Origin of the sequence: Rhizobium sp. P44RR-XXIV, from assembly GCF_001999485.2 — a bacterium.
Lineage (GTDB): Bacteria > Pseudomonadota > Alphaproteobacteria > Rhizobiales > Rhizobiaceae > Rhizobium.
The window spans coordinates 173102-193602 of the sequence record NZ_MPVZ02000023.1 but is presented as its reverse complement, the minus strand read 5'-3'; the positions used below and the strand labels follow the sequence as shown (position 1 = coordinate 193602).

Sequence of the window (20501 nt, the reverse complement as noted above, 5' to 3'; positions counted from 1 at the left end):
GGCCCATGGCAGGTGGGCACCGGCAACGCATTCTGACGATCCCGGCGGGCCTGCCCTTCCTGAAGACCCTTGCGGCCGCTCTTTGCGACGGTCGGCTGACCGAGCATTTTCGCCATGATCCGGGCGACCCGCTGTCGCTCGCCAAGGTCAGCATCTTCCTGCCGACGCGGCGCGCGGCGCGCGTCCTGCGTTCGGAGTTCGTCGATCTGCTTGGCGGTCGCTCCGCCATCCTGCCGGTCATTCGCCCGCTCGGCGAAACCGATGACGATAGCGGTTATTTCGAGGAAACCCTGCCTGAGACCGCCGACCTGGCGCAGCCGCTTGCCAATACCGCCCGGCTGTTGGAACTCGCGCGACTGATCCTTGCCTGGCGCAACAAGCTGCCGCAGATCGTCCGCGATATCCATTCCGATTCGCCGCTCGTGGCGCCGGCAAGCCCGGCCGATGCCATATGGCTTGCCCGTAATCTCGCAGAACTCATCGATTCCATCGAGACAGAAGACCGGGACTGGAGCGAGCTTGCCAACCTCAGCGCCGAGGAGCATGCGCTCTGGTGGCAACTAACAGCCGAATTCCTGGCAATCGCCAGCGCTTTCTGGCCGGCGCGGCTGGAAGAACTTGGCAAATCCTCGCCTGCCCGCAACCGCAACGCCATTCTTCGCGCCGAAGCGCTGCGGATCGGCGCCATGCAGCATCCGGGCCCGGTGATCATCGCGGGCTCGACCGGTTCGGTGCCGGCAACGGCGGAGCTGATCGCGGCCGTTGCCTCGCTGCCGCAGGGGGTGATCGTCCTGCCGGGGCTCGATCTTTCGATGCCGGAAGAGGATTGGCAGCTTGTGGCGCCGGAAACGGCCATTGGCGAAAGATCGGACCCGACCACCCGCAGCCATCCGCAATATGGCCTCTCGCTGCTGCTGAAGCGCTTGCACGTCACCCGCGACGATGTCGAAACCGTTGCTGAGGCGACGGAGGCTATGCAGATGCGCGCGCAGATCCTGTCGCGCGCCCTGGCGCCGGCCAAGGCGACGAGCGGCTGGGGAAGCTGGCGCAAGACGCTTGCTCCCGACGCAATTGACCAGGCCTTTGCCGATGTCTCGCTGATCGAGGCATCGAACGAGCGCGAAGAAGCAACGGCCATCGCCATTGCATTGCGGCTGGCGCTGGAGAAGCCGGGTCGTAATGGTGGCGAAAGCCAGGCCGCCTTGATCACGCCCGACCGCAACCTCGCAAGGCGCGTCACCGCCGAGCTTGCCCGCTTTGGCATCACCGCCGACGATTCGGCCGGCACGCCGCTTTCGGCAATGCCGCAAGGCACGCTGCTGCAATTGCTGCTGGAGGCGACGCTTCGCCCGGGCGATCCTGTGGCCGTCGTCTCGCTGCTCAAGCATCCCCTCGCCCGCTTCGGCATGCCACCCGAAATGCACCGGCCCGGCGTCGATGCGCTGGAAATCCTGGCGCTCAGAGGCGGCCTTACCAGTATCGATATCGGCACACTGGAAGCATTGCTCGATACCAGGCTGGCCGAACAGGCAAATGATCGCCACGCGCCGCAGTGGCGCAAATCGCTCCCACCCGAATCCGTCGAACATGCGCGCGAGCTGGCGCGGCGGGTCACCAGGGCATGCGAACCACTGACATCAGCGCTTTCCTTGCGGACGGCCGAGGGCCTTCCGGCCCTTTCGGAATGGGCCGAGCGTACCGGCCGGACACTCGAAGCCGTAGCAGTCGATGAGCGCGGTGATCTGGCAGCACTCTGGTCCGGGGAAGCCGGAGATACGCTCGCCAGCCTACTGAAGGAAGTGATCGATACCGACGGCCAGCTTGAAGCGGACGGGCCGCAATGGATCGACATCATGACGGCGCTCTGCGTCGGACAGGCAGTGAAGCCGCGAGCGCTCAGCCATCCGCGCCTCTTCATCTTCGGCACGCTGGAAGCACGCCTGCAGAGCGTCGATACGCTCATCCTCGGCGCGTTGAATGAAGGCTCCTGGCCGGGGCAAACGGCAAACAACCCCTTCATCTCCCGCACGATGAAGACCGAGATCGGACTGGAACCGCCGGAACGGCGTATCGGCCAGCTTGCCCATGATTTCGAAATGGCGAACGGCACGCGCGACCTCATCTATTCCCGTGCGCTTCGCCAGGGCTCGACGCCGACTGTGGCGTCGCGCTGGCTGCAGCGGCTCATCGCGCTTGGCGGCGAGGAGCTCGAAGACGCCATGAGGGAGCGCGGCGATCAGTACCGCCACTGGGCTGCCATGATCGACGAAGGCGACAATCAGGCGCCCGCGCTACGCCCGGCCCCGCGGCCACCGGTCGAGCTGCAACCAAGGAGCTATTCCTTCAGCGAGGTGGGACGCCTTCGCCGCGACCCCTATGCCATCTATGCGCGGCGTGTGCTGCGGCTCGATCCTGTCGATCCGTTCAATCGCGATCCCGGCCCAGCCGAGCGCGGCACGCTCTATCACAAGATCATCGACCGTTTCGTCCGTGAGGGACACATCGCCGGTACGCCGGATGCGGCGCTGGCGATGGACCGCATCATCGCGGAGCTCTTCGATGCCGCGCAATTGCCTGATCATATCGACAGCGTCTGGCGGCCGCGTTTCCGTGAGGTCGCCAGCGCCTTTCTTGTTTGGGAAGCGGAACGACGGCCGGAGGTTCGCAACACCGCGACGGAAGTGCCGGCTGGCGTCGAAATCGAGCCGATCGGCATCAGGCTGACCGGGGTTGCCGACCGCATCGACATCAAGAACGACAAGGCGGCCGATATCATCGACTACAAGACCGGCTACAATCCCTCGCCGCCGCAGGCGCGTGCGCTGCTCGACCCGCAGCTGGCGCTGGAAGCCTATGCGCTGAAGCAAGGCGCGTTCCGCAATATCGGCACGCTGATGCCCGAAAACCTGCTCTATGTCCGGCTGCGGCCCGGTGATCGTTTCAAAGTCGATCAGGTCAACAACGAACATTCCAGCCGCGGCGGCAAGACGGAAACCAAGTCGGCTATGGATCTGGCGCAGGAGTCGATGGACCAGCTGGTCAAATTCGTGACGCTGCTGCAATCGGGCGAGAAGGGCTTTTCCTCGCGGCTGATCCCCGCCCAGCAGTTCGAATATGGCGGTGACTACGATCACCTTGCCCGCGTTTCCGAATGGTCGACGGCGGAGACCGAGCAGGAGGGCGGCGATGAGTGAGCCTTTCACGAGTGACGCGGCCACCCTGCCCGACAGCGACGATCCCGGCGTCTGGATCAGCTGGACGACGATCCAGCAATCCATCGCCTCGGACCCTGAACGCTCGGCCTGGGTTTCGGCCAATGCCGGCTCGGGCAAGACGCATGTGTTGACCCAGCGCGTCATTCGGTTGCTTCTCGCCGGTGCAAGACCCTCTGCCATACTTTGCCTCACCTATACCAAGGCCGCCGCCTCCGAAATGTCGAACCGCGTCTTTGATCGGCTCGCCGCCTGGGCGACGATGCCGGACGAGGAGCTGAAAAAGCGCATCGCCGATATAGAAGGCAAAGAACCGGATCTCTTCAAGCTTGCCGAGGCGCGCCGGCTGTTTGCCAAAGCGCTGGAGACGCCGGGTGGTCTGAAGATCCAGACCATCCATGCCTTTTGCGAGGCCTTGCTGCATCAGTTTCCGCTCGAAGCCAATGTCGCGGGCCACTTCTCCGTTCTCGACGACCGTGCGGCGGCGACGCTGCTCGACGATGCGCGGCGGGCGCTATTGGCATCCGCGACGCCGCATGGCGACCCCGAGCTGGCGCAGGCCTTTGCCTATGTGCTCGATCTTGGTGACGAATCAGGGCTGGAAACGCTGCTCGGCGATATCGTCGCCAATCGCAATGCCATTCGCCGCTTTACCGAGGCGGCGGGACGCCAAGGTGGTCTTGAAGCATCCCTGCTGGCGCGGCTTGGCCTGTCCGCCACCGACACTGAAACTGGCATCGCGGGGCAATATTGGCCGCTTCCCGGCCTTTCCGGCGCAACGCTGGAGCTTTACCTGACGCTTGCCGTTCAGAAGGGCGGTGCAAAGGCGCAGGCGATCGCAAATGATCTTCATCGAGCTAAACATGAAAACGATCCGACTGCCCGCGCAGAAATACTCGAAGAGATGATGCTGACGGAGAAGGGCAAAGGCAAACCAAAAGCGGATAACCAGTTTTTTGTGAATGCGATGCTTGCTGACGCCCCCGCACTCGCCGATGCCGTCGCTGAAGCCCGCGCCCATGTCGTTGCCTGTCGCGACCGGCTGAAGCTGATGCGGATGTATCGCGCGACCCGTGCCGCCCTTACCCTCGCCGACCGGCTAAACCGCGACTATGAGGAACTGAAGAAGCGGCGCAGCCAGCTCGATTTCGAGGATCTCATCACCCGCACCGCCGATCTCCTCACCAAGAAGGGCGTCGGCCCCTGGATCCACTACAAGCTGGACAAGGGTATCGATCACATTCTGGTCGACGAGGCGCAGGATACCAGCCCGATCCAGTGGAGCGTCATCCAGTCGCTGGCGGAGGATTTCTTTTCCGGCGAAAGCGCGCGGCCGACGCTGAGGACGATCTTCGCCGTCGGCGACGAGAAGCAATCGATCTATTCGTTCCAGGGCGCGCGGCCGGAACGCTTTTCCGAGGAAAGCGATCGCGCGCGCCGGCGGGTGGACGCGAGCGGCCTGAAATTTTCGTCGATCCGGCTGCCCCTCTCCTTCCGCTCGACCGCCGATGTGCTCGGCGCCGTCGACCATGTCTTCACAAGTCCCGAAAATGCCAAGGGACTGAGTGCCGTCGACGAGCCGGTGGTGCACCGCTCCAGCCGCATCGGCCATCCCGGCGCCGTCGATCTCTGGGAGATGATCGCACCAGAGCCGGCCGCCAAGGAAGAGGACTGGACGGCGCCTTTCGATTTGACGCCCGAAAGCGCACCGCCTGCCATCCTCGCGCGGCGGATGGCGCAGACGATCGGCAATCTTGTCGGGCGGGAAGCGATCATCGAGAAGGGCAAGAGCCGTTTCATCGAGGCCGGCGACATTCTCGTGCTGGTGCGCAAGCGCGACAGTTTCGTCAACGCACTGACCCGCGCGCTGAAGCGACGCGGCAATATCCCCGTTGCCGGCGCCGACCGGCTGGTGCTGACCAGCCATATCGCCATTCAAGATCTCCTCGCACTCGGCCGCTTCCTGCTGTTGCCGGAAGACGATCTTTCGCTGTGCGCCCTGCTGAAAAGTCCCCTGTTCGACCTCAACGAGGAAGACGTCTTCGCGGTCGCGGCCTATCGCGGTGACGGCCAGAGCGTCTGGAGCCATCTGCTGAGATTCGCCGAGGATGGCCATGATCGTTTCCAGTTGGCGGCCGATCGGCTGAAAACCTTCCTTGCTTTGTCGAAAAGCCTGGCCGTGCATGATTTCTATGCTCGCGTGCTCGGCAGCTTCGGCGGCCGGCGGCAATTTCTGGCGCGGCTCGGCACCGAGGTCAGCGATATCCTCGACGAATTCCTGACCTTTGCGCTCGATCATGAGACCAGCGGCCTGCCGGGCCTGCAATCCTTCATTTCGACGCTGGAACTCGAAGCGCCGACGGTCAAGCGCGAGCAGGACAAGGGCCGCAATGAAGTGCGGATCATGACGGTGCATGCCTCGAAGGGGCTGGAGGCGCCGATCGTCTTCCTTGTCGATGGCGGCGGCAAGGCCTTTACCCACACACATCTGCCAAAGATGCGGCTGATCGAGACCGGCAAAGAGCAGATCCCGCTGCCAGTCTGGGTGCCGGTCTCGGCACTCGCCAATTCGCTGACGCAGGCCGATACGGCGCGCCTCCAGTCGCTGGCGGAGGAAGAATACCGCCGCCTGCTCTATGTCGGCATGACGCGTGCTGCCGACCGGCTGATCATCTGCGGCTATCGCGGCATCCGTGAAAACAGCGACACCTGGCATGCGATGATTTCGGCGGCATTACGCGGAGATGAGCAGCATTGCACGCTGCAGACCTTTTCCGGTCCGGATGGTGACTGGCAGGGGCTGAGCTGGCGGGTCGCGCAGGTGAAGCTCGACTTCGAAACCATGCCGGAGCCGGAAAAACTGACAAAGCGAGTGAGCTTGCCAGCCGGGCTCAGCCAGCCGCTGCCGCCGCAGAGAAACCTTCCCCGGCCGCTCAGCCCTTCCGGTGTCGGCACCGTCATCGACGACGAGGCCGACAATCTGCTCGTCACGTCTGCGCTTTTCGGCGAGAAAGCGAAATCGGATCGCGCCTTGCAGAAGGGCCGCTTCATCCACCGTATGCTGCAGACATTGCCCGATATCGCGCCGGAAGAGCGGGCGGATGCGGCGCGGCGCTATGCCGAACGAGCCGCGCGTTTCTGGCCACAGACCGAGCGGGAGGCGCTGATAGGCTCCGTCATGGCGCTGCTCTCGCATCCTGACCTGCAGGGGACATTCAGCGCGCATGCGCAGGCGGAGGTCTCGATCATGGGGACGCTAAAACTCGGTGGTCAGTCCTACGCCGTCTCCGGCCGCATCGACCGGCTGGCGGTGCTCGAGGATCGCGTCGTCATCCTGGACTACAAGACGAACCGCGTGCCGCCCGGCAGCGAAAACGCCATCCCTTTCGCACACCGGGCACAGCTTGCCATCTATCGCTCCATCCTTTCGCCGCTCTATCCGGGAAAGCAGATCGACTGCCTGCTGGTCTATACCGAAGACGCCTCGATCTATACGCTGTCTGACGATACGCTTGCGTCGGCGCTTGTGGAGCTCCAGACAAAGTGAAATATCGGACATTGAAATTCAGGCGCCGAGGCCTCACATAGATAAAAACCCGCAAATCCTGATAAAGGAGTAGTCTATGGCTACCGTTAAAGTCGATACTTCCAACTTCGCTGCCGAAGTCCTTCAGTCCGCAGAGCCCGTCGTCGTTGATTTCTGGGCCGAATGGTGCGGTCCGTGCAAGATGATCGCTCCGGCTCTTGAAGAACTTGCCGTGCAGTTCGAAGGCAAGGTCAAGGTCGCCAAGCTCAACATCGACGAAAATCCGGAACTGGCCGCCCAGTTCGGCGTTCGCTCGATCCCGACGCTTGCCATGTTCAAGGGCGGCGAAGTCGCCGACATCAAGGTCGGCGCTGCTCCGAAGACTGCCCTGCAGAACTGGATCTCCAGCGCATCCTGATCGGTATCGACTGAATGAACTAAAAAAGCCCGGCTCGACCGGGCTTTTTTATTGAATGGATGAGGCTTATCGAGGCGGCGTGCCGTTGTCGGAGAGGACATCGCCGACAAGATAAAGCGAGCCGCCAATCAGGATGCGCGGGGCGGGCGAGCCCGGCACTGCGAAGGCCTTGATTGCGTCCAGTGCCTCGCTCACATTCGACATCGGTTCGGCGACAAGACCGGCATCATAGGCAGCATTCGCCAGAATGACAGGATCAATCATCGCGTCGCTCGCGCGGATCGGCACGCAATAGACCTTTTCCGCGAGACCGGCGAAGGCCTTGAAATAGCCGACGGGATCCTTGGTATTGATCATGCCGATGATCAGGAAAAGCGGCCGCGGCTGGCGCTCTTCGAAATTGGCCATGGCTTCGGCGATGACTTCGCCGGCGCCGGGATTGTGGCCACCATCGACCCAGATCTCCGCACCTTCAGGCGCATGCGCGATGAGATTGCCTTCCGTCAGCCGCTGCAGGCGCCCCGGCCATTCGACCGAGGTCATCGCCTTTTCCATCATCGCTTCGGTGACGACGAAACCGGCTGCCTTCACGGCGCGGATGGCGGCAGCGGCATTGCCATATTGGTGACGGCCCGGCAGGCGCGGCAACGGCAGATCGGCAAGGCCGAACTCGTCCTGATAGACCAGCTTGCCATATTCCTCGTGCGCCGAGAAATCCTGGCCGAAAACGGCGGTCGGGCAACGAAGCCGTTCGGCGGTCGAGATCAGCACATCGAGCGCGGCATCATATTCCTGATGGCCGATGACCACAGGATGGCCTGACTTCATGATGCCGGCCTTCTCGGCGGCGATCAGCTCGACCCGATCGCCCAGATAGGGCTGGTGATCGAGCGAAATCGGCATGATGACGGAGACGGCCGGATCGGAAATAACGTTGGTGGCATCAAAGCGACCGCCAAGGCCAACCTCGATGACAGCAGCATCAGCCGAGTGTTCAGCAAAGAGCAGGAAGGTCGCGGCCGTCAGGATTTCAAAGACGGTAATCTTCTGGCCATCATTGGCCTCGGCAATGCGCCGGAGCACATCGGCAAAAACAGCATCGCCGACGAGCGCACCGCGTCCGCCCTTGACGCCGATACGGTACCGCTCGTGCCAATTGACAAGATGCGGCGAGGTATGAACGTGGACGCTATAGCCGCCGGCTTCGAGCAGGGCGCGACAGAAGGCCGTCACCGATCCCTTGCCATTAGTGCCGGCGACATGGATCACCGGCGGCAATTTCCTGTGAGGATTGCCGAGAACATCGAGCAGCCGGGTTATCCGCTCCAAAGAGAGATCGAAGCCTTTGGGGTGGAGCCCCATCAGCTTTTCGATTTCCCGGGCTGCCTCGCTCGTTGCGGATTGATCCATAGCCGTCATCCCGCACCTCCGCCTTTCGGCCTTCGATGATATCAGGCGCTCGCGGCTACCGCCAGCGCAGCGCCATTCTTGCTCTTGGCGGACACATCGTTTGCCGGCGCCTTGGTCAGGATCTTCAGGAGCGTCGCGAGCGTGTCCGGAATATCATGGCGCTTGATGACCATATCGACCATGCCGTGCTCCAGCAGGTATTCCGAGGTCTGGAACCCTTCCGGCAGCTTCTCGCGGATCGTCTGTTCGATGACGCGCTTGCCGGCAAAGCAGATTTCCGCACCCGGCTCAGCCAGGTGAATGTCGCCAAGCATGGCGTAGGAAGCGGTGACGCCGCCGGTCGTCGGATTGGTGAGAACGACGATATAGGGCTGGCCGGCTTCCTTCAGCATGTCGACGGCAACCGTGGTGCGCGGCAGCTGCATCAGCGAGAGGATGCCTTCCTGCATGCGCGCGCCGCCAGAAGCCGGGAACATGACCAGCGGGCATTTCTCGGAAATCGCCCGCTCGAACGCCTTGACGATGGCCTCGCCGGCGGCAATGCCGAGCGAACCGCCCATGAAATTGAATTCGTGCACGACGGCAACGAGCTTGACGCCGCGAACCTTGCCGACGCCGGAAAGGATCGTGTCTTCCTGCTCCGTCTTGACGCGGCTGTCCTTCAGACGGTCGGTATATTTCTTCGAGTCGCGGAACTTCAGCGGGTCCTGCGCGACCTTGGGCTGCGGCAGGGCTTCGTAGTCGCCATTGTCGAAGAGATCGGCAAGACGGGCCTTGGCCGGCATCTTCATATGGAAGCCGGAGGCCGGGATGACCCACTTATTGTCTTCCAGATCCTTGTGGAAGACCATCTCGCCGGTCTCCGGGCACTTGATCCAGAGATTCTCCGGAACCTCGCGACGGCCCAGCATGGAGTTGATCCGCGGGCGAACGTAATTCGTGATCCAGTTCAATTCGAAACTCCTAATCGATCAAATTCATCGATATCGTAGTCACCACCTAATGCCCATAGGCCTTTTCTTCAATCCGCAACGATTGAAGAGAGGCTATATGGGGACATTATTCGGCAGCAACAAGGCGCGCGGAGCGCGTTCCCGTTGACAGGCCGCGGACAAGCGTCGCGACGGCCTGGATGGTGTCGGCGCTCGCCTTGCCATCCTTGGTGAGGCTGGTGGCGATCTGGTTGACGATGGCGGTGCCGACGACGACGCCGTCGGCAGAGCCGCCGATGACCTTGGCATGTTCGGCCGTCTTGACGCCGAAACCGACGCAGATCGGCAGATCGGTGTGCTGCTTGATGCGCTGAACGGCGCCCGACACCAGCGACGGATCCGGCAGGGCAGAACCGGTGATACCGTTCATCGAGACATAATAGACGAAACCGGACGTGTTCTTCAGAACCGCCGGCAGGCGCTTCTCATCCGTGGTCGGTGTCGCCAGGCGGATGAAGTTGATGCCCTTGTTGATGGCGGGAATGCAGAGCTCGTCATCCATTTCCGGCGGCAGATCGACAACGATCAGGCCGTCTATGCCGGCGACGATGGCATCATCGAGGAACTTTTCGACGCCGTAGATATAGATCGGATTGTAATAGCCCATCAGCACGATCGGCGTATCGGCGTCCGTCTTGCGGAAATCGGCTGCCAGCTGCAGCGTCTTCTTTAGCGTCTGGCCGGCCTTAAGCGCACGCTGGCCGGCAAGCTGGATCGCCGGGCCGTCGGCCATGGGATCGGAAAAGGGCATGCCGAGCTCGATAACGTCGGCGCCGGCTTCCGGCAGCGCCTTCATGATGCCGAGCGAGGTGTCGTAGTCGGGATCGCCACCCATGAAATAGGTGACGAGTGCCGGGCGGCCTTCAGCCTTGAGAGCGGCGAAGCGTTTGTCCATACGTGCGGTCATGGCGTCTAACTCACATTCCGAGAAGCTTGGCGACGGTGAAGATGTCCTTGTCGCCGCGGCCGGAGAGGTTCATCAGGATGATCTCGTCCTTGCCCATCTTCGGGGCGCGCTTGATGACTTCGGCGAGCGCATGGCTTGGCTCCAGCGCCGGAATGATGCCTTCGAGGCGCGTCAGCGTCTGGAAGGCTTCAAGAGCCTCATGGTCCATGATCGGCACATATTCGGCGCGGCCGATATCGTTCAGCCAGGAATGCTCGGGGCCGATTCCGGGATAGTCGAGACCTGCCGAAATCGAATGCCCTTCCTTGATCTGGCCGTCGCCATCCTGCAGCAGGTAGGTACGGTTGCCGTGCAGCACGCCGGGCGAACCGGCGGTGATCGAGGCGCAGTGCTCGTCGCCCTGAAGGCCCTTGCCGCCGGCTTCGACGCCGACAATCTTGACGCTTTCGTCATCGAGGAAGGGATGGAAGATGCCGATCGCATTCGAACCGCCGCCGACAGCGGCAATGACGAGATCCGGCAGGCGCCCTTCGGCCTCAAGCATCTGCGCGCGGGCTTCCGTGCCGATGACAGCCTGGAAATCCCGAACCATTTCCGGATAGGGATGCGGGCCGGCAGCCGTGCCGATCAGATAATAGGTGTCGTCGACATTGGTGACCCAGTCACGAAGAGCCTCGTTCATGGCGTCCTTCAGCGTGCCGCTGCCGGCCGTTACCGGAATAACTTCGGCGCCTAGCAGCTTCATGCGGAAGACGTTCGGCGCCTGACGCTCGACGTCAGTCGCGCCCATGTAGACGACGCAGGGCAGGCCGAAGCGGGCGGCAACCGTTGCTGAAGCAACGCCATGCTGGCCGGCGCCGGTTTCAGCGATGATGCGGGTCTTGCCCATGCGCTTGGCGAGCAGGATCTGGCCGATGCAATTGTTTATCTTGTGCGAACCGGTGTGGTTCAGCTCTTCGCGCTTGAAATAGATCTTGGCGCCGCCAAGCTCGGCCGTCAGGCGCTCGGCGAAATAAAGCGGGCTCGGGCGGCCGATATAATGCGTGCCGAGCGATTTCAACTCCGCCTGGAAGGCCGGATCGTCCTTCGCCTTCGCCCATTCCTCCTGCAGATCCAGGATCAGCGGCATCAACGTTTCGGCAACGAAACGACCACCGTAAATGCCGAAACGACCGTCCTCATCGGGGCCGGAGCGGAAGGAATTGGGTTTTGGCGTCTGGTTCACTCTCTAACTCCCTGCTGCCGGTTCCGGCAGGCATGCTTCTGCAAAAGCGTCGAAAAACTGGTCGATCTTGCCCAGATCCTTCACGCCCGGCGCGCTTTCGACGGCGGAGGAAAGATCGATGCCCGTGGCCTTGGTGGACGCCAGCGCCAGGGCGACATTATCCTTGTTGACGCCGCCGGACAGCATGTAGTCAACCCGATCGTCGAGCCAGCTCATCAGGCTCCAATCGAAGGACACGCCGTTTCCACCCGGCAACTCCGAGCCGACGGGCGGCTTGGCGTCGAACAGGAAGCGGTCGGCAATGCCTATATAGGATTCCACCCGCTTCAGATCGTCAGCGTCGCGCACCGACATGGCCTTCATGACGGGGACATTATGCACCGCCTTGATGGTCAGCACACGCTCCGGGCTTTCATTGCCATGGAGCTGCAATAGATCCGGCCGCACCAGCGCCATGATCTCATCGAGATCGTCATTGGTGGGATTGACCGTGACGGCCACAACCTTTGCCTTGCCGCGCGCACGCTCGGCCAGCTGACCGGCCAGATCCGGCTCGATATAGCGCGGGCTCTTCTCGAAGAAGATGAAGCCGATATGGGTAGCACCGCGCTCCAGCGCACGATCCACCGCTTCCGGCGTCTTCAAGCCACAAATTTTGACATCGGGGTTCATGGCAGCGGAGTGACATGAAATTTCAAAAGAGTCGAGCCTAAAGGCGACGTTGGCGGGATTTTTAGGCTCTTCCCATAAGGTGGCTGTCGCCTTCTCCGGGGCCATCCCCGCCCTTCGAGGCTTCGCACCTCAGGGTGAGGATGGAGTACGCAACGTCACATCACGCCGATACCCCTGCCCGCTTGAGGCCAATTCAATATGTCGTCTTGCAAGGAAGTTAGCCCTCATGGTGAGGTGCGCAGGTTCCTGAGCTTGCCGAAGGGACCGGAGCCTCGAACCACGAGGGCGGATGCTTGGCTCCCTTTTCATCCACAGGGCTATGCACTCAATCAAAATCGATCGCGTGCAATTGGCTGCCGTGGCGCTTCAGCCAGGCCTTGGCTTCGTCCATATCGGGGCAGAGCTTGCGGCAGAGCGCCCAGAAGCGTGGGCCGTGGTTCATTTCGCGCAAATGCGCGACCTCATGGGCGGCGAGATAGTCGATCACCAGTGGCGGTGCCATGACGATGCGCCAGGAGAAGCTGAGGTTTCCCTGCGACGAGCAGGAGCCCCAGCGGCTGCGGGTATCCTTCATGGTGATGGAAGAGACCGTGGCGCGGATTGCTCCGGCGTGTACCGCCACAAGCCTTTCCAGATCGGCGCGCGCTTCCTTCTTCAGGAACGTCGCGATGCGGCGGCCGGCATGTTCGGGCAGGCCGCTGACGCGCAACACCGGCAGGCCATCCACGGTCACCACTTCGGTCAGGCCGCGCACGGTGCCGGTATGCTCGATGCGGTGGCGCACGCCGCGCAGAAGGATTTCGCCGCCGCTGCGCAGGCCACTATCCGTGGTGAATTTGGCGAGCTTGGTCAGGAGCCAGCCCTGGTGCCGGTCAAGGAAGGCATTGACCTCACGGGCGGCAAGACCGCGCGGAATGGTCATCTTCAGCGCCCGGCCGCCGGGCTCGATCCTGAGCGTGATCCGCGTCGCCTGCTCATGCTGGCGAATGGTCAAGGGCATCAGGCGGCCAGCAATGTCCAAGGTGCGCGTTTCCGGCGCGGGCGGCTTGGCTGGAGATCTTCGTGATCGGGATAGAAGCGGAAACATGGAAGCAGTTTTATACGATTCGGGCTGATATCGGGCAAAGAAAAACCGGCACCTGATGATGCCGGTTTAGATTAATTATATTGAAGGCCTAGAGGTCACGGCGTCTGGAATTCCGTTGCCGGGCCGCCATTGTTGTCGTTGCGCTTGACGCTGTTGCGCTCGCGCATGAAGCGGTCGAACTCATCCTGGTCCTTGGCGCGGCGCAGCTCGCGGACATAGCCGTCGAAGTCGGCGCGCATCTCGTCGAGCTTGCGGCGTTCCTCCTCAAGGCGTTCAAGCTCGGCCTTGCGCCAGTCGTCGAAGGCGACGTTGCCGGTGGAGAAAGAGTGACGGTTGCGGCCGCGACGACGGCCACAGCCGGCAAACACGCCGTCGGCCCTTTCATTCACATCCCGTTTGAAATCCCGCAGACGTTCCCCGAAGAGAATATACGCGAGCATGGCAAAGCCGAGCGGCCAAAAGACCACGAAGCCAAGGACCATGAGGGCAATGGTAGCCGGAGTCCAATCCGGGCGAAGCAATGCAGATTGGTTCATCGTAAGGTGTCCTCGCACGGCGCATCGCCCCCTCGACCGACACCGATCGATGGTAAGGGTTCTGCGCGGTTTTTAAATCTCTACAGCATCTCAGCGCGTTCAAAGGACGCGCGGCGCGGTAAACGGCCCGATCGTCTGCGGTACCGCTGGAATCGAGATGGTAACCTCTTCGTGAGCCTTCAATGGCATCTTGAGGCGAAATCCGACAAGTGCTTGAATCAGCGCAGATAATTCAACAAAAGCTAATAGTTTGCGCTGCTGGAGCGGCTCGATGCGTTGTCGAGCCGCCAAGTCGCTGTATCTGTTTGATTTTCCGTGCGCTCAGGCGGATTTGCCGCCCTTGATCACCCGTTTGACGACCGGGCGGCCGGTGCGGGCATGCTCTCGGGCAAAGGCGAGGATGCGCGGCGCGATCTCGCGGCGAAAACGCGAGCCGTTGAAGACGCCGTAGTGGCCGACATCGGGCTGCAGATAATGCATGCGCATATGATCGGGGATATTGGTGCAGATGGTCTGCGCCGCCTGCGTCTGGCCGACGCCGGAAATATCGTCGTTCTCGCCTTCAACCGTCAACAGCGCGACATTGCGGATGGCGGAGGGATCGACGAGCTGGCCGCGATGCATGAGTTCGCCCTTGGGCAGCGCGTGCTTGATGAATACCTGATCGACCGTCTGCAGATAGAATTCCGCCGTCAGATCCATGACAGCCAGATATTCGTCGTAGAAATCGCGGTGCTTCTCGGCCGGCTCGCCGTCATTCTTGACGAGATGCACGAAAAAATCCTTCTGCGCGATCATATGCCGGTCAAGGTTCATCGACATGAAGCCGGAAAGCTGCAGGAAGCCGGGATAGACCGGACGCAGGAAGCCCGGCTGCGGCCAAGGCACGTTCATGACGACGTTATCGGCAAACCATTCCAGCGGCTTGTCCTTGGCGAGCTGGTTGACGGCCGTCGGATTGATGCGTGTGTCGATCGGACCGCCCATCAGCGTCATCGACGCAGGCGCCAGCGGATCGCCGGCGGCTTCCATCACGGCGGCAGCGGCCAAAACCGGCACCGACGGCTGGCAGACGGCAACGACATGCGTATCCGGGCCGAGGTGATGCAGCATCTCGATGACGTAATCGATATAGTCTTCCAGATCGAAGGTGCCCTCGGTCATCGGCACCATGCGAGCATCGATCCAGTCGGTAATGTAAACATCAGCGCCCGGCAGAAGGGCTTCTACGGTGCCGCGCAGCAGCGTCGCATAGTGGCCGGACATCGGCGCAACGATCAGGATGCGAGGATCGGCGGCATGGCCGGCAGGCAGGCTGCGCTCGAAACGGATGAGATTGCAGAAAGGCTTCTTCCAGACGATCTTTTCATGCACCGAGACCGGCTTGCCTTCGATCTGCGTCTCGTGAAGGCCGAATTCCGGCTTGCCGTAGCGCCGGGTGGTGCGCTCGAACACTTCGAGGCTTGCCGTCAGCGTGCGCCCGAGCATGGTATGCGACAGCGGATTAAGCGGGTTGGCATAGGCCAGGCGCATCATGTCGGCCGCAGCGCGAAAAGGTGCGAGAGCGGCATGGTTGAGTTCGTAAAACTGATAAAACATGGGGGCGTTACCTTTCGAAATGCGGGCACGCGCACTCGCAAATCACATGATTTTCAAAACCTACGCGCCTCGCGTATCGCTGCCTTCATTGCAACGCTCCTCCAGTTGCGCTGCGCAGCGGAATGATCACGGCTCCTCGGCGCGATAGTCATCCTTTAAGTTCTTACTATCCAACCTAGCAGTTTTTGCTGCAGAGCAACATAAATACTGATGGCTCTACCTACAAAAAACGCCGGAGAATCGCTTCTCCGGCATCAAGAATGATCTCAAAAGGTTAAAGTTCCTGAGCCCGAGGCCTCAGGCGTCGGCGTGGAAAGTCTGGCGCTGGCTGCCCAGGCCTTCCATGCCGAGTTCGACGACATCGCCCGGCTTCAGATATTGCGGCGGCTTCATGCCCATGCCGACGCCGGGAGGCGTGCCGGTGGAGATGACATCGCCCGGATGCAGCGACATGAACTGGCTGAGGTAGGAAACGAGGAAGGCGACGCCATAGACCATGGTCTTGGTGGAACCGTTCTGCATCGTCTTGCCGTTGACCTTCAGCCACATGCCGAGGTTCTGCGGATCGGCAACCTCGTCCTTGGTGACGAGCCAGGGGCCGATCGGGCCGAAGGTGTCGCAGGACTTGCCTTTGGTCCACTGGCCCGAACGCTCGGTCTGGAAGGCACGCTCGGACACGTCGTGGGAGACGCAGTAACCGGCGACATAATCGAGAGCGTCGGCCTCGCTGACATATTTCGCCGTCTTGCCGATGACGACGCCAAGCTCGACTTCCCAATCGGTCTTTTCAGAGCCGCGCGGGATCAGTACATTGTCATTCGGGCCGACGATGGCCGAGGTCGCCTTCATGAAGATGATCGGCTCGGGCGGCACGGTAGCGCCGGTTTCGGCGGCGTGGTCGGAGAAGTTCAGGCCGATGCAGATGAATTTGCCCGTGCCGGCGACGCAGGCGCCAAGGCGGCCTTCGGCCAATTCCGGCAGGCTCTTCGGATCGAGCGCTGCGATCTTCGCGAGACCTGCGGGCGAAATCGCCTCGCCACCAATATCGGCGACATGGGCCGAGAGATCGCGGATCTTGCCATCACTATCCAGAAGCGCCGGCTTTTCCTTGCCGGCTTCGCCAACACGCAACAATTTCATAGATTTTCCTTCCCTGCATTTCCAAAGATAAGATTGTTTCCACCATATATGAACGAATTATTCACCAGTGTCACCAATCGATTTCGAAGAGCATAGCATGCCTCGGCTTGCGGCACCGGAACAACAGTCTTTCTAGGATTGATGTAATGACCTGGCGATTTCGACGATCGTGTCAAAGGCCGTGTCGATATCCGCGGCCGTTGCCTCGAACTGTCCGGCCTGAAAGCGAATGACCAGACGACCGGCAACGCGGGTCTGCGTCAGATAGATGCGGCCATCATTGTTGATGGCGGCGATGACGCGCTGCGTGTGGCTTTCCTGATCTGTGCCGGCGGGCGCCTTGTGATCGAACGAAAACAGCGACAGGAAAGGCTCTGTGACGATTTCGAAATCGGGTTCGGCCGCCAGGCGCTTAGCCAGATTCTGCGACCAGGCGACATGATTGCGGATCATCGTCCGCAGTCCTTCCAGCCCGTGATAACGCAGCAGGAACCAGAGCTTCAGCGCCCGGAAGCGGCGGCCGAGCGGCACCGACCATTCGGAATAGTTGATGATACCATCATGACCGTGCGTGCGCAGATATTCCGGCTGGATCGCCAGCGTGCGCACCAGCGTTTCCGGCTCGCGCACGAACTGGACGGAGCAATCGAACTGCGCGCCGAGCCATTTATGCGGATTGAAGACGACGGAATCGGCGCGTTCCACACCCTGCCAAAGTTCGCGGAATTCCGGGCAAATCATCGCCGAGCCCGCCCAGGCGGCATCGACATGCACGTAGAGCCCGTTTGCATGGGCGACATCGACGACGGCGGCAATGTCGTCGCAGGCACCGACGCTGGTGCCCCCGACGCAGGCGATGACGCCGGCCGGCAGCAGTCCAGCGGCGCGGTCACGCTCTATGGCGGCGGCAAGCGCCTGCGGATCCATGGCCTTGTTGGGGCCGCCGGAAGGGATGCGCACCAGGTTCTCCGCGCCGACGCCGGAGATCCAGATGGCGCGGTCGATCGAGGTGTGGACCTGATCGGTCGAATAGATGCGCACTGCCTTGTTGGCCGCGAGACCGCGGCTGTTGCCCTGCCAGTCCAGCGCCCTCTCGCGCATGACCAGAACAGCGGCAAGGGTTGCGGTCGAGGCGGAATCCTGGATGACGCCGGTGAAGCTTTCCGGAAGGCCAAGGGCCTGGCGCAGCCAATCGACAACCTTGGTCTCCAGCTCGGTGGCAGAGGGCGAGGTCTGCCAGAGCATGCATTGGGCGGCGATGGCGCTGACCAGATATTCGGCGATGACGGAAACCGGGGCGGCATTGGCAGGAAAATAGGCGAAGAAACGCGGATGTTGCCAGTGCGTCATGCCTGGCACGAGGATATCCTCATAATCCTTGAAGATATCCTCCATGGCTTCGCCAGATTCCGGTGGGGAATCCGCGATGTGCGCCGCTATTTCGCCGGGGGCCGTCCTTGGCCGCACTGGCCTGTCGCGAAGCGAGGCGCGATAGTCCGCACCCCAATTTGCCGCCTTCTCCGACCACTGCCGGAACTCCTCCCAATTCATGACGGTCCTCCCTCTTCCATCAAAGCGAGGTGGACCTTAGACGGGTTTTGGAAGGTGGTCGAGTATCAGAACAGCTCGTCCAGCGCCGGCCCGAGCGGCACGATGCCTGTCGGATTAAGCGTTGATATGGAGTAGTAGCCGCGCTTGATATGGTCGAAATTCACAGTCTCGGCAATGCCCGGCCAATCGAGCATGCGCCGGCAGAAAGACTGAAGATTGGCGTAGTCCGACAGTCGGCGGAGATTGCATTTGAAGAGGCCGTGATAGGCCAGATCGAAGCGAACGAGCGTGACGAACAACCTGATATCGCTTTCGGTGGGATTGTCGGCGAAGAGAAATTTCCTGTCTTCCAGCTGGGCTTCCACCCAGTCGAGGCAATCGAACACCTCGCGAAACGCTTCCTCATAGGCAATCTGTGTCGTCGCGAAACCGGTGCGATAAACGCCATTGTTGAGGGCCGGGTATATCCGTGCATTGAAGCTGTCGATATCCCCGCGCTTTTCAGCCGGGTAGAGATCGATGTTGTTGCGGGCGAGATCGCCGAAACCATCATTCAGCATGCGCAGAATGTCCGATGACTCATTGTTGACGATCGTGCCGGTCTGCTTGTCCCACAGGACCGGCACCGTTGCCCGGCCGGTGAAAAGCGGATCGGCCTTCGTGTAAATCTCGTGCATGTAGGTGGCGCCGTTGATCGGGTCATCCGTCGCGCCGGGATAGTCGCCGAAACGCCAGCCCTGCTTGGATAGCGCCGGCTCGACGATGGAGGCGGAGATGACCTCTTCCAGGCCCTTGAGCTTGCGGCCGATCAGCGTGCGCGATGCCCAGGGACAGATCAGCGCGACATAGAGATGATACCGGCCAGCCTCTGCCTTGAAGCCACCCTCGCCTGTCGGGCCCGGCCGGCCGTCCGGCGTCACCCAATTGCGAAAACTGGATGTCTGGCGAACGAAGCCGCCTTTTTCATCCTTGGCCTGGACCGGCTGCCAGTCTTCTGTCCATGTCCCGTTTACCAGCAAGGTTTCATCTCCGAACGCGCGCGTTTCTTCATGGCGACAGCATAGCGGAATAGAATTCTGCCGGAATAACGTAAACTTGAAACAGACTGTCTACCTGGCGCGTGAAGATGCCTCTATGTATGAAAACCTGCGTTTCATGATCAAGTTCCTCGGAGCATCCCATGGCAAAATCCGTTTCCACCGTCAGAACCGATCACGCCAGTCGCTACCTGCAGCAGCTCTGCAAGCACTGGAGCCATCGATTTGAGGTGGAATTCAACGAAGCCGCGGGCAAGGTGCCTTTCAGCCCGGAGTCATCTCTGGGATTGGCAGCAAACGCCACCAGCCTGATCATGACGTTGACCGTCGAGAAGTCCGAAGATCTCGAACGCATGCAGGCTGTCGTCGCCGATCATCTCAAGCGCTTTGCCTTCCGAGAAGAGCTCGACATCGCCTGGACCGCCGATGCGGCCAACCCATAGGTTCCTCATCCCCATGTTTATCGCCAGCCGGCCTTCCGTTTCCGGCAATCTGCAGCTGGCTCCCTCCGAAGGAAAGAAGCCCCATGACCTCAAGCAATAACCGCGAATCGCAATATCCGATCGACAAGCTCTTTCTCGATCGCTGGTCACCCCGCGCCTTTACCGACGAGACGATCCCGGAAGCGGATCTGCTGACCATTCTGGAAGCAGCCCATTGGGCGCCGTCGGCCTCGAACCTGCAGCCCTGGCGCTTTCTCTACGCGCTGCGCGGCTCGGAGCATTGGGAGAAGTTTCTCAGCGTGCTGGTCGAGTTCAATCAAGGCTGGGTGAAATCCGCATCCGCGCTGCTTTTCGTCATCTCCCGCACCCATAATGGCGAGCTTGGCTCCGCAGAGCAGAAGCCCAGCTACAGCCATTCGTTCGATGCGGGAAGCGCCTGGGGCTTCCTGGCGATCCAGGCACATCTAGCCGGCTACGAAGCACACGGCATGACTGGTTTCCATGTCGAGAAATCCTATGAGGTTCTCGGCATCCCGGATGGCTTCCGCGTCGAAGCCGCCGTCGCAATCGGCAAGGTCGGCGACAAGAGCCTGCTTCCGGAAAAGCTGCGCGAGCGTGAAGTACCGAGCCAGCGCAAGCCGCTTTCGGAACTCGCCTTCAACGGCACGTTCATCGCCAAGTAATTGATAGAAAGGCAAAAGGCCCGCCGGAACTTTCGGCGGGCCTTTTTCATGTCTGAAGCAAAT

General features: G+C 61.3%; 16 protein-coding genes. 5 read left to right on the top strand and 11 right to left on the bottom strand.

The features are described from left to right. Positions 1-5: 5 nt before the first annotated feature. The 3 genes from addB (at position 6) to trxA (ending at position 7156) form a co-directional block, all read left to right on the top strand. Positions 6-3194, top strand: a complete 3189-nt coding sequence (addB, locus tag BSK43_RS03720) for a double-strand break repair protein AddB (protein ID WP_077470396.1) — start codon at positions 6-8, stop codon at positions 3192-3194. Continuing rightward, positions 3187-6759 carry a double-strand break repair helicase AddA gene (addA, locus tag BSK43_RS03715; protein WP_077470397.1) on the top strand — a complete coding sequence of 1191 codons (3573 nt, stop codon included), beginning with the start codon at positions 3187-3189 and terminating at the stop codon, positions 6757-6759. Before addB ends, addA begins: the two co-directional genes overlap by 8 nt. 76 nt (positions 6760-6835) lie before the next feature. Continuing rightward, positions 6836-7156, top strand: a complete 321-nt coding sequence (gene trxA / locus BSK43_RS03710; protein ID WP_047633967.1) for a thioredoxin — start codon at positions 6836-6838, stop codon at positions 7154-7156. Positions 7157-7222: 66 nt separating this feature from the next. On the opposite strand, the gene BSK43_RS03705 is transcribed toward trxA, so the two are convergent. The 11 genes from BSK43_RS03705 to BSK43_RS03655 form a co-directional block, all read right to left on the bottom strand. Continuing rightward, positions 7223-8575 carry a folylpolyglutamate synthase/dihydrofolate synthase family protein gene (locus tag BSK43_RS03705; protein ID WP_077470398.1) on the bottom strand — a complete coding sequence of 451 codons (1353 nt, stop codon included), beginning with the start codon at positions 8573-8575 and terminating at the stop codon, positions 7223-7225. Positions 8576-8607: 32 nt separating this feature from the next. Beyond that, entirely contained in the window at positions 8608-9519 is a 912-nt protein-coding gene (accD, locus tag BSK43_RS03700; protein ID WP_077470399.1) for an acetyl-CoA carboxylase, carboxyltransferase subunit beta, read from the bottom strand. A 106-nt stretch (positions 9520-9625) separates the two neighbouring features. Beyond that, positions 9626-10465 (bottom strand): tryptophan synthase subunit alpha, encoded by an 840-nt coding sequence (trpA, locus tag BSK43_RS03695; RefSeq protein ID WP_077470400.1) that lies wholly within the window; start codon positions 10463-10465, stop codon positions 9626-9628. Positions 10466-10475: 10 nt separating this feature from the next. Next, positions 10476-11690, bottom strand: a complete 1215-nt coding sequence (gene trpB, locus BSK43_RS03690) for a tryptophan synthase subunit beta (protein WP_136686708.1) — start codon at positions 11688-11690, stop codon at positions 10476-10478. Between the two features lie 3 nt (positions 11691-11693). After that, complete coding sequence (locus tag BSK43_RS03685; protein ID WP_068390448.1) at positions 11694-12362, bottom strand: phosphoribosylanthranilate isomerase; 669 nt, start codon at positions 12360-12362, stop codon at positions 11694-11696. Between the two features lie 325 nt (positions 12363-12687). Continuing rightward, positions 12688-13449: a SprT family zinc-dependent metalloprotease gene (locus BSK43_RS03680; RefSeq protein ID WP_077470401.1), complete on the bottom strand. Its 762-nt coding sequence runs from the start codon at positions 13447-13449 to the stop codon at positions 12688-12690. Between the two features lie 95 nt (positions 13450-13544). Next, positions 13545-13985, bottom strand: a complete 441-nt coding sequence (locus BSK43_RS03675) for a DUF2852 domain-containing protein (protein ID WP_068390441.1) — start codon at positions 13983-13985, stop codon at positions 13545-13547. Positions 13986-14306: 321 nt separating this feature from the next. Then, positions 14307-15584, bottom strand: a complete 1278-nt coding sequence (phaZ, locus tag BSK43_RS03670) for a polyhydroxyalkanoate depolymerase (protein WP_077470403.1) — start codon at positions 15582-15584, stop codon at positions 14307-14309. 297 nt (positions 15585-15881) lie between these two features. Next, on the bottom strand, positions 15882-16724 hold the full coding sequence (locus BSK43_RS03665; RefSeq protein WP_077470404.1) for a fumarylacetoacetate hydrolase family protein: 843 nt from the start codon (positions 16722-16724) through the stop codon (positions 15882-15884). A 132-nt stretch (positions 16725-16856) separates the two neighbouring features. Next, complete coding sequence (locus tag BSK43_RS03660) at positions 16857-18275, bottom strand: pyridoxal-dependent decarboxylase (RefSeq protein ID WP_077470405.1); 1419 nt, start codon at positions 18273-18275, stop codon at positions 16857-16859. Between the two features lie 65 nt (positions 18276-18340). Next, positions 18341-19294: a glutathione S-transferase family protein gene (locus BSK43_RS03655; RefSeq protein ID WP_077470406.1), complete on the bottom strand. Its 954-nt coding sequence runs from the start codon at positions 19292-19294 to the stop codon at positions 18341-18343. A 161-nt stretch (positions 19295-19455) separates the two neighbouring features. Between BSK43_RS03655 and BSK43_RS03650 the strand changes: the two genes are divergently transcribed. Together BSK43_RS03650 and BSK43_RS03645 are read left to right on the top strand one after the other, a co-directional pair. Then, positions 19456-19755: a DUF2218 domain-containing protein gene (locus tag BSK43_RS03650; RefSeq protein ID WP_077470407.1), complete on the top strand. Its 300-nt coding sequence runs from the start codon at positions 19456-19458 to the stop codon at positions 19753-19755. Positions 19756-19838: 83 nt separating this feature from the next. Beyond that, the gene (locus BSK43_RS03645; RefSeq protein WP_077470408.1) at positions 19839-20438 is read left to right on the top strand and encodes a nitroreductase family protein; all 600 of its coding nucleotides are present in this window, start codon (positions 19839-19841) and stop codon (positions 20436-20438) included. Positions 20439-20501 lie beyond the last annotated feature (63 nt).

Bases quoted from the DNA above. Each gene is read 5' to 3' on its own strand.
- BSK43_RS03650 (WP_077470407.1), top strand. From the start codon at position 19,456: ATGGCAAAATCCGTTTCCACCGTCAGAACCGATCACGCCAGTCGCTAC.
- BSK43_RS03665 (WP_077470404.1), bottom strand. From the start codon at position 16,724: ATGAAATTGTTGCGTGTTGGCGAAGCCGGCAAGGAAAAGCCGGCGCTT.
- addA (WP_077470397.1), top strand. From the start codon at position 3,187: ATGAGTGAGCCTTTCACGAGTGACGCGGCCACCCTGCCCGACAGCGAC.
- trxA (WP_047633967.1), top strand. From the start codon at position 6,836: ATGGCTACCGTTAAAGTCGATACTTCCAACTTCGCTGCCGAAGTCCTT.
- BSK43_RS03645 (WP_077470408.1), top strand. From the start codon at position 19,839: ATGACCTCAAGCAATAACCGCGAATCGCAATATCCGATCGACAAGCTC.
- addB (WP_077470396.1), top strand. From the start codon at position 6: ATGGCAGGTGGGCACCGGCAACGCATTCTGACGATCCCGGCGGGCCTG.
- BSK43_RS03660 (WP_077470405.1), bottom strand. From the start codon at position 18,275: ATGAATTGGGAGGAGTTCCGGCAGTGGTCGGAGAAGGCGGCAAATTGG.
- BSK43_RS03685 (WP_068390448.1), bottom strand. From the start codon at position 12,362: ATGAACCCCGATGTCAAAATTTGTGGCTTGAAGACGCCGGAAGCGGTG.
- BSK43_RS03675 (WP_068390441.1), bottom strand. From the start codon at position 13,985: ATGAACCAATCTGCATTGCTTCGCCCGGATTGGACTCCGGCTACCATT.
- BSK43_RS03705 (WP_077470398.1), bottom strand. From the start codon at position 8,575: ATGACGGCTATGGATCAATCCGCAACGAGCGAGGCAGCCCGGGAAATC.
- BSK43_RS03680 (WP_077470401.1), bottom strand. From the start codon at position 13,449: ATGTTTCCGCTTCTATCCCGATCACGAAGATCTCCAGCCAAGCCGCCC.
- trpA (WP_077470400.1), bottom strand. From the start codon at position 10,465: ATGACCGCACGTATGGACAAACGCTTCGCCGCTCTCAAGGCTGAAGGC.
- phaZ (WP_077470403.1), bottom strand. From the start codon at position 15,584: ATGTTTTATCAGTTTTACGAACTCAACCATGCCGCTCTCGCACCTTTT.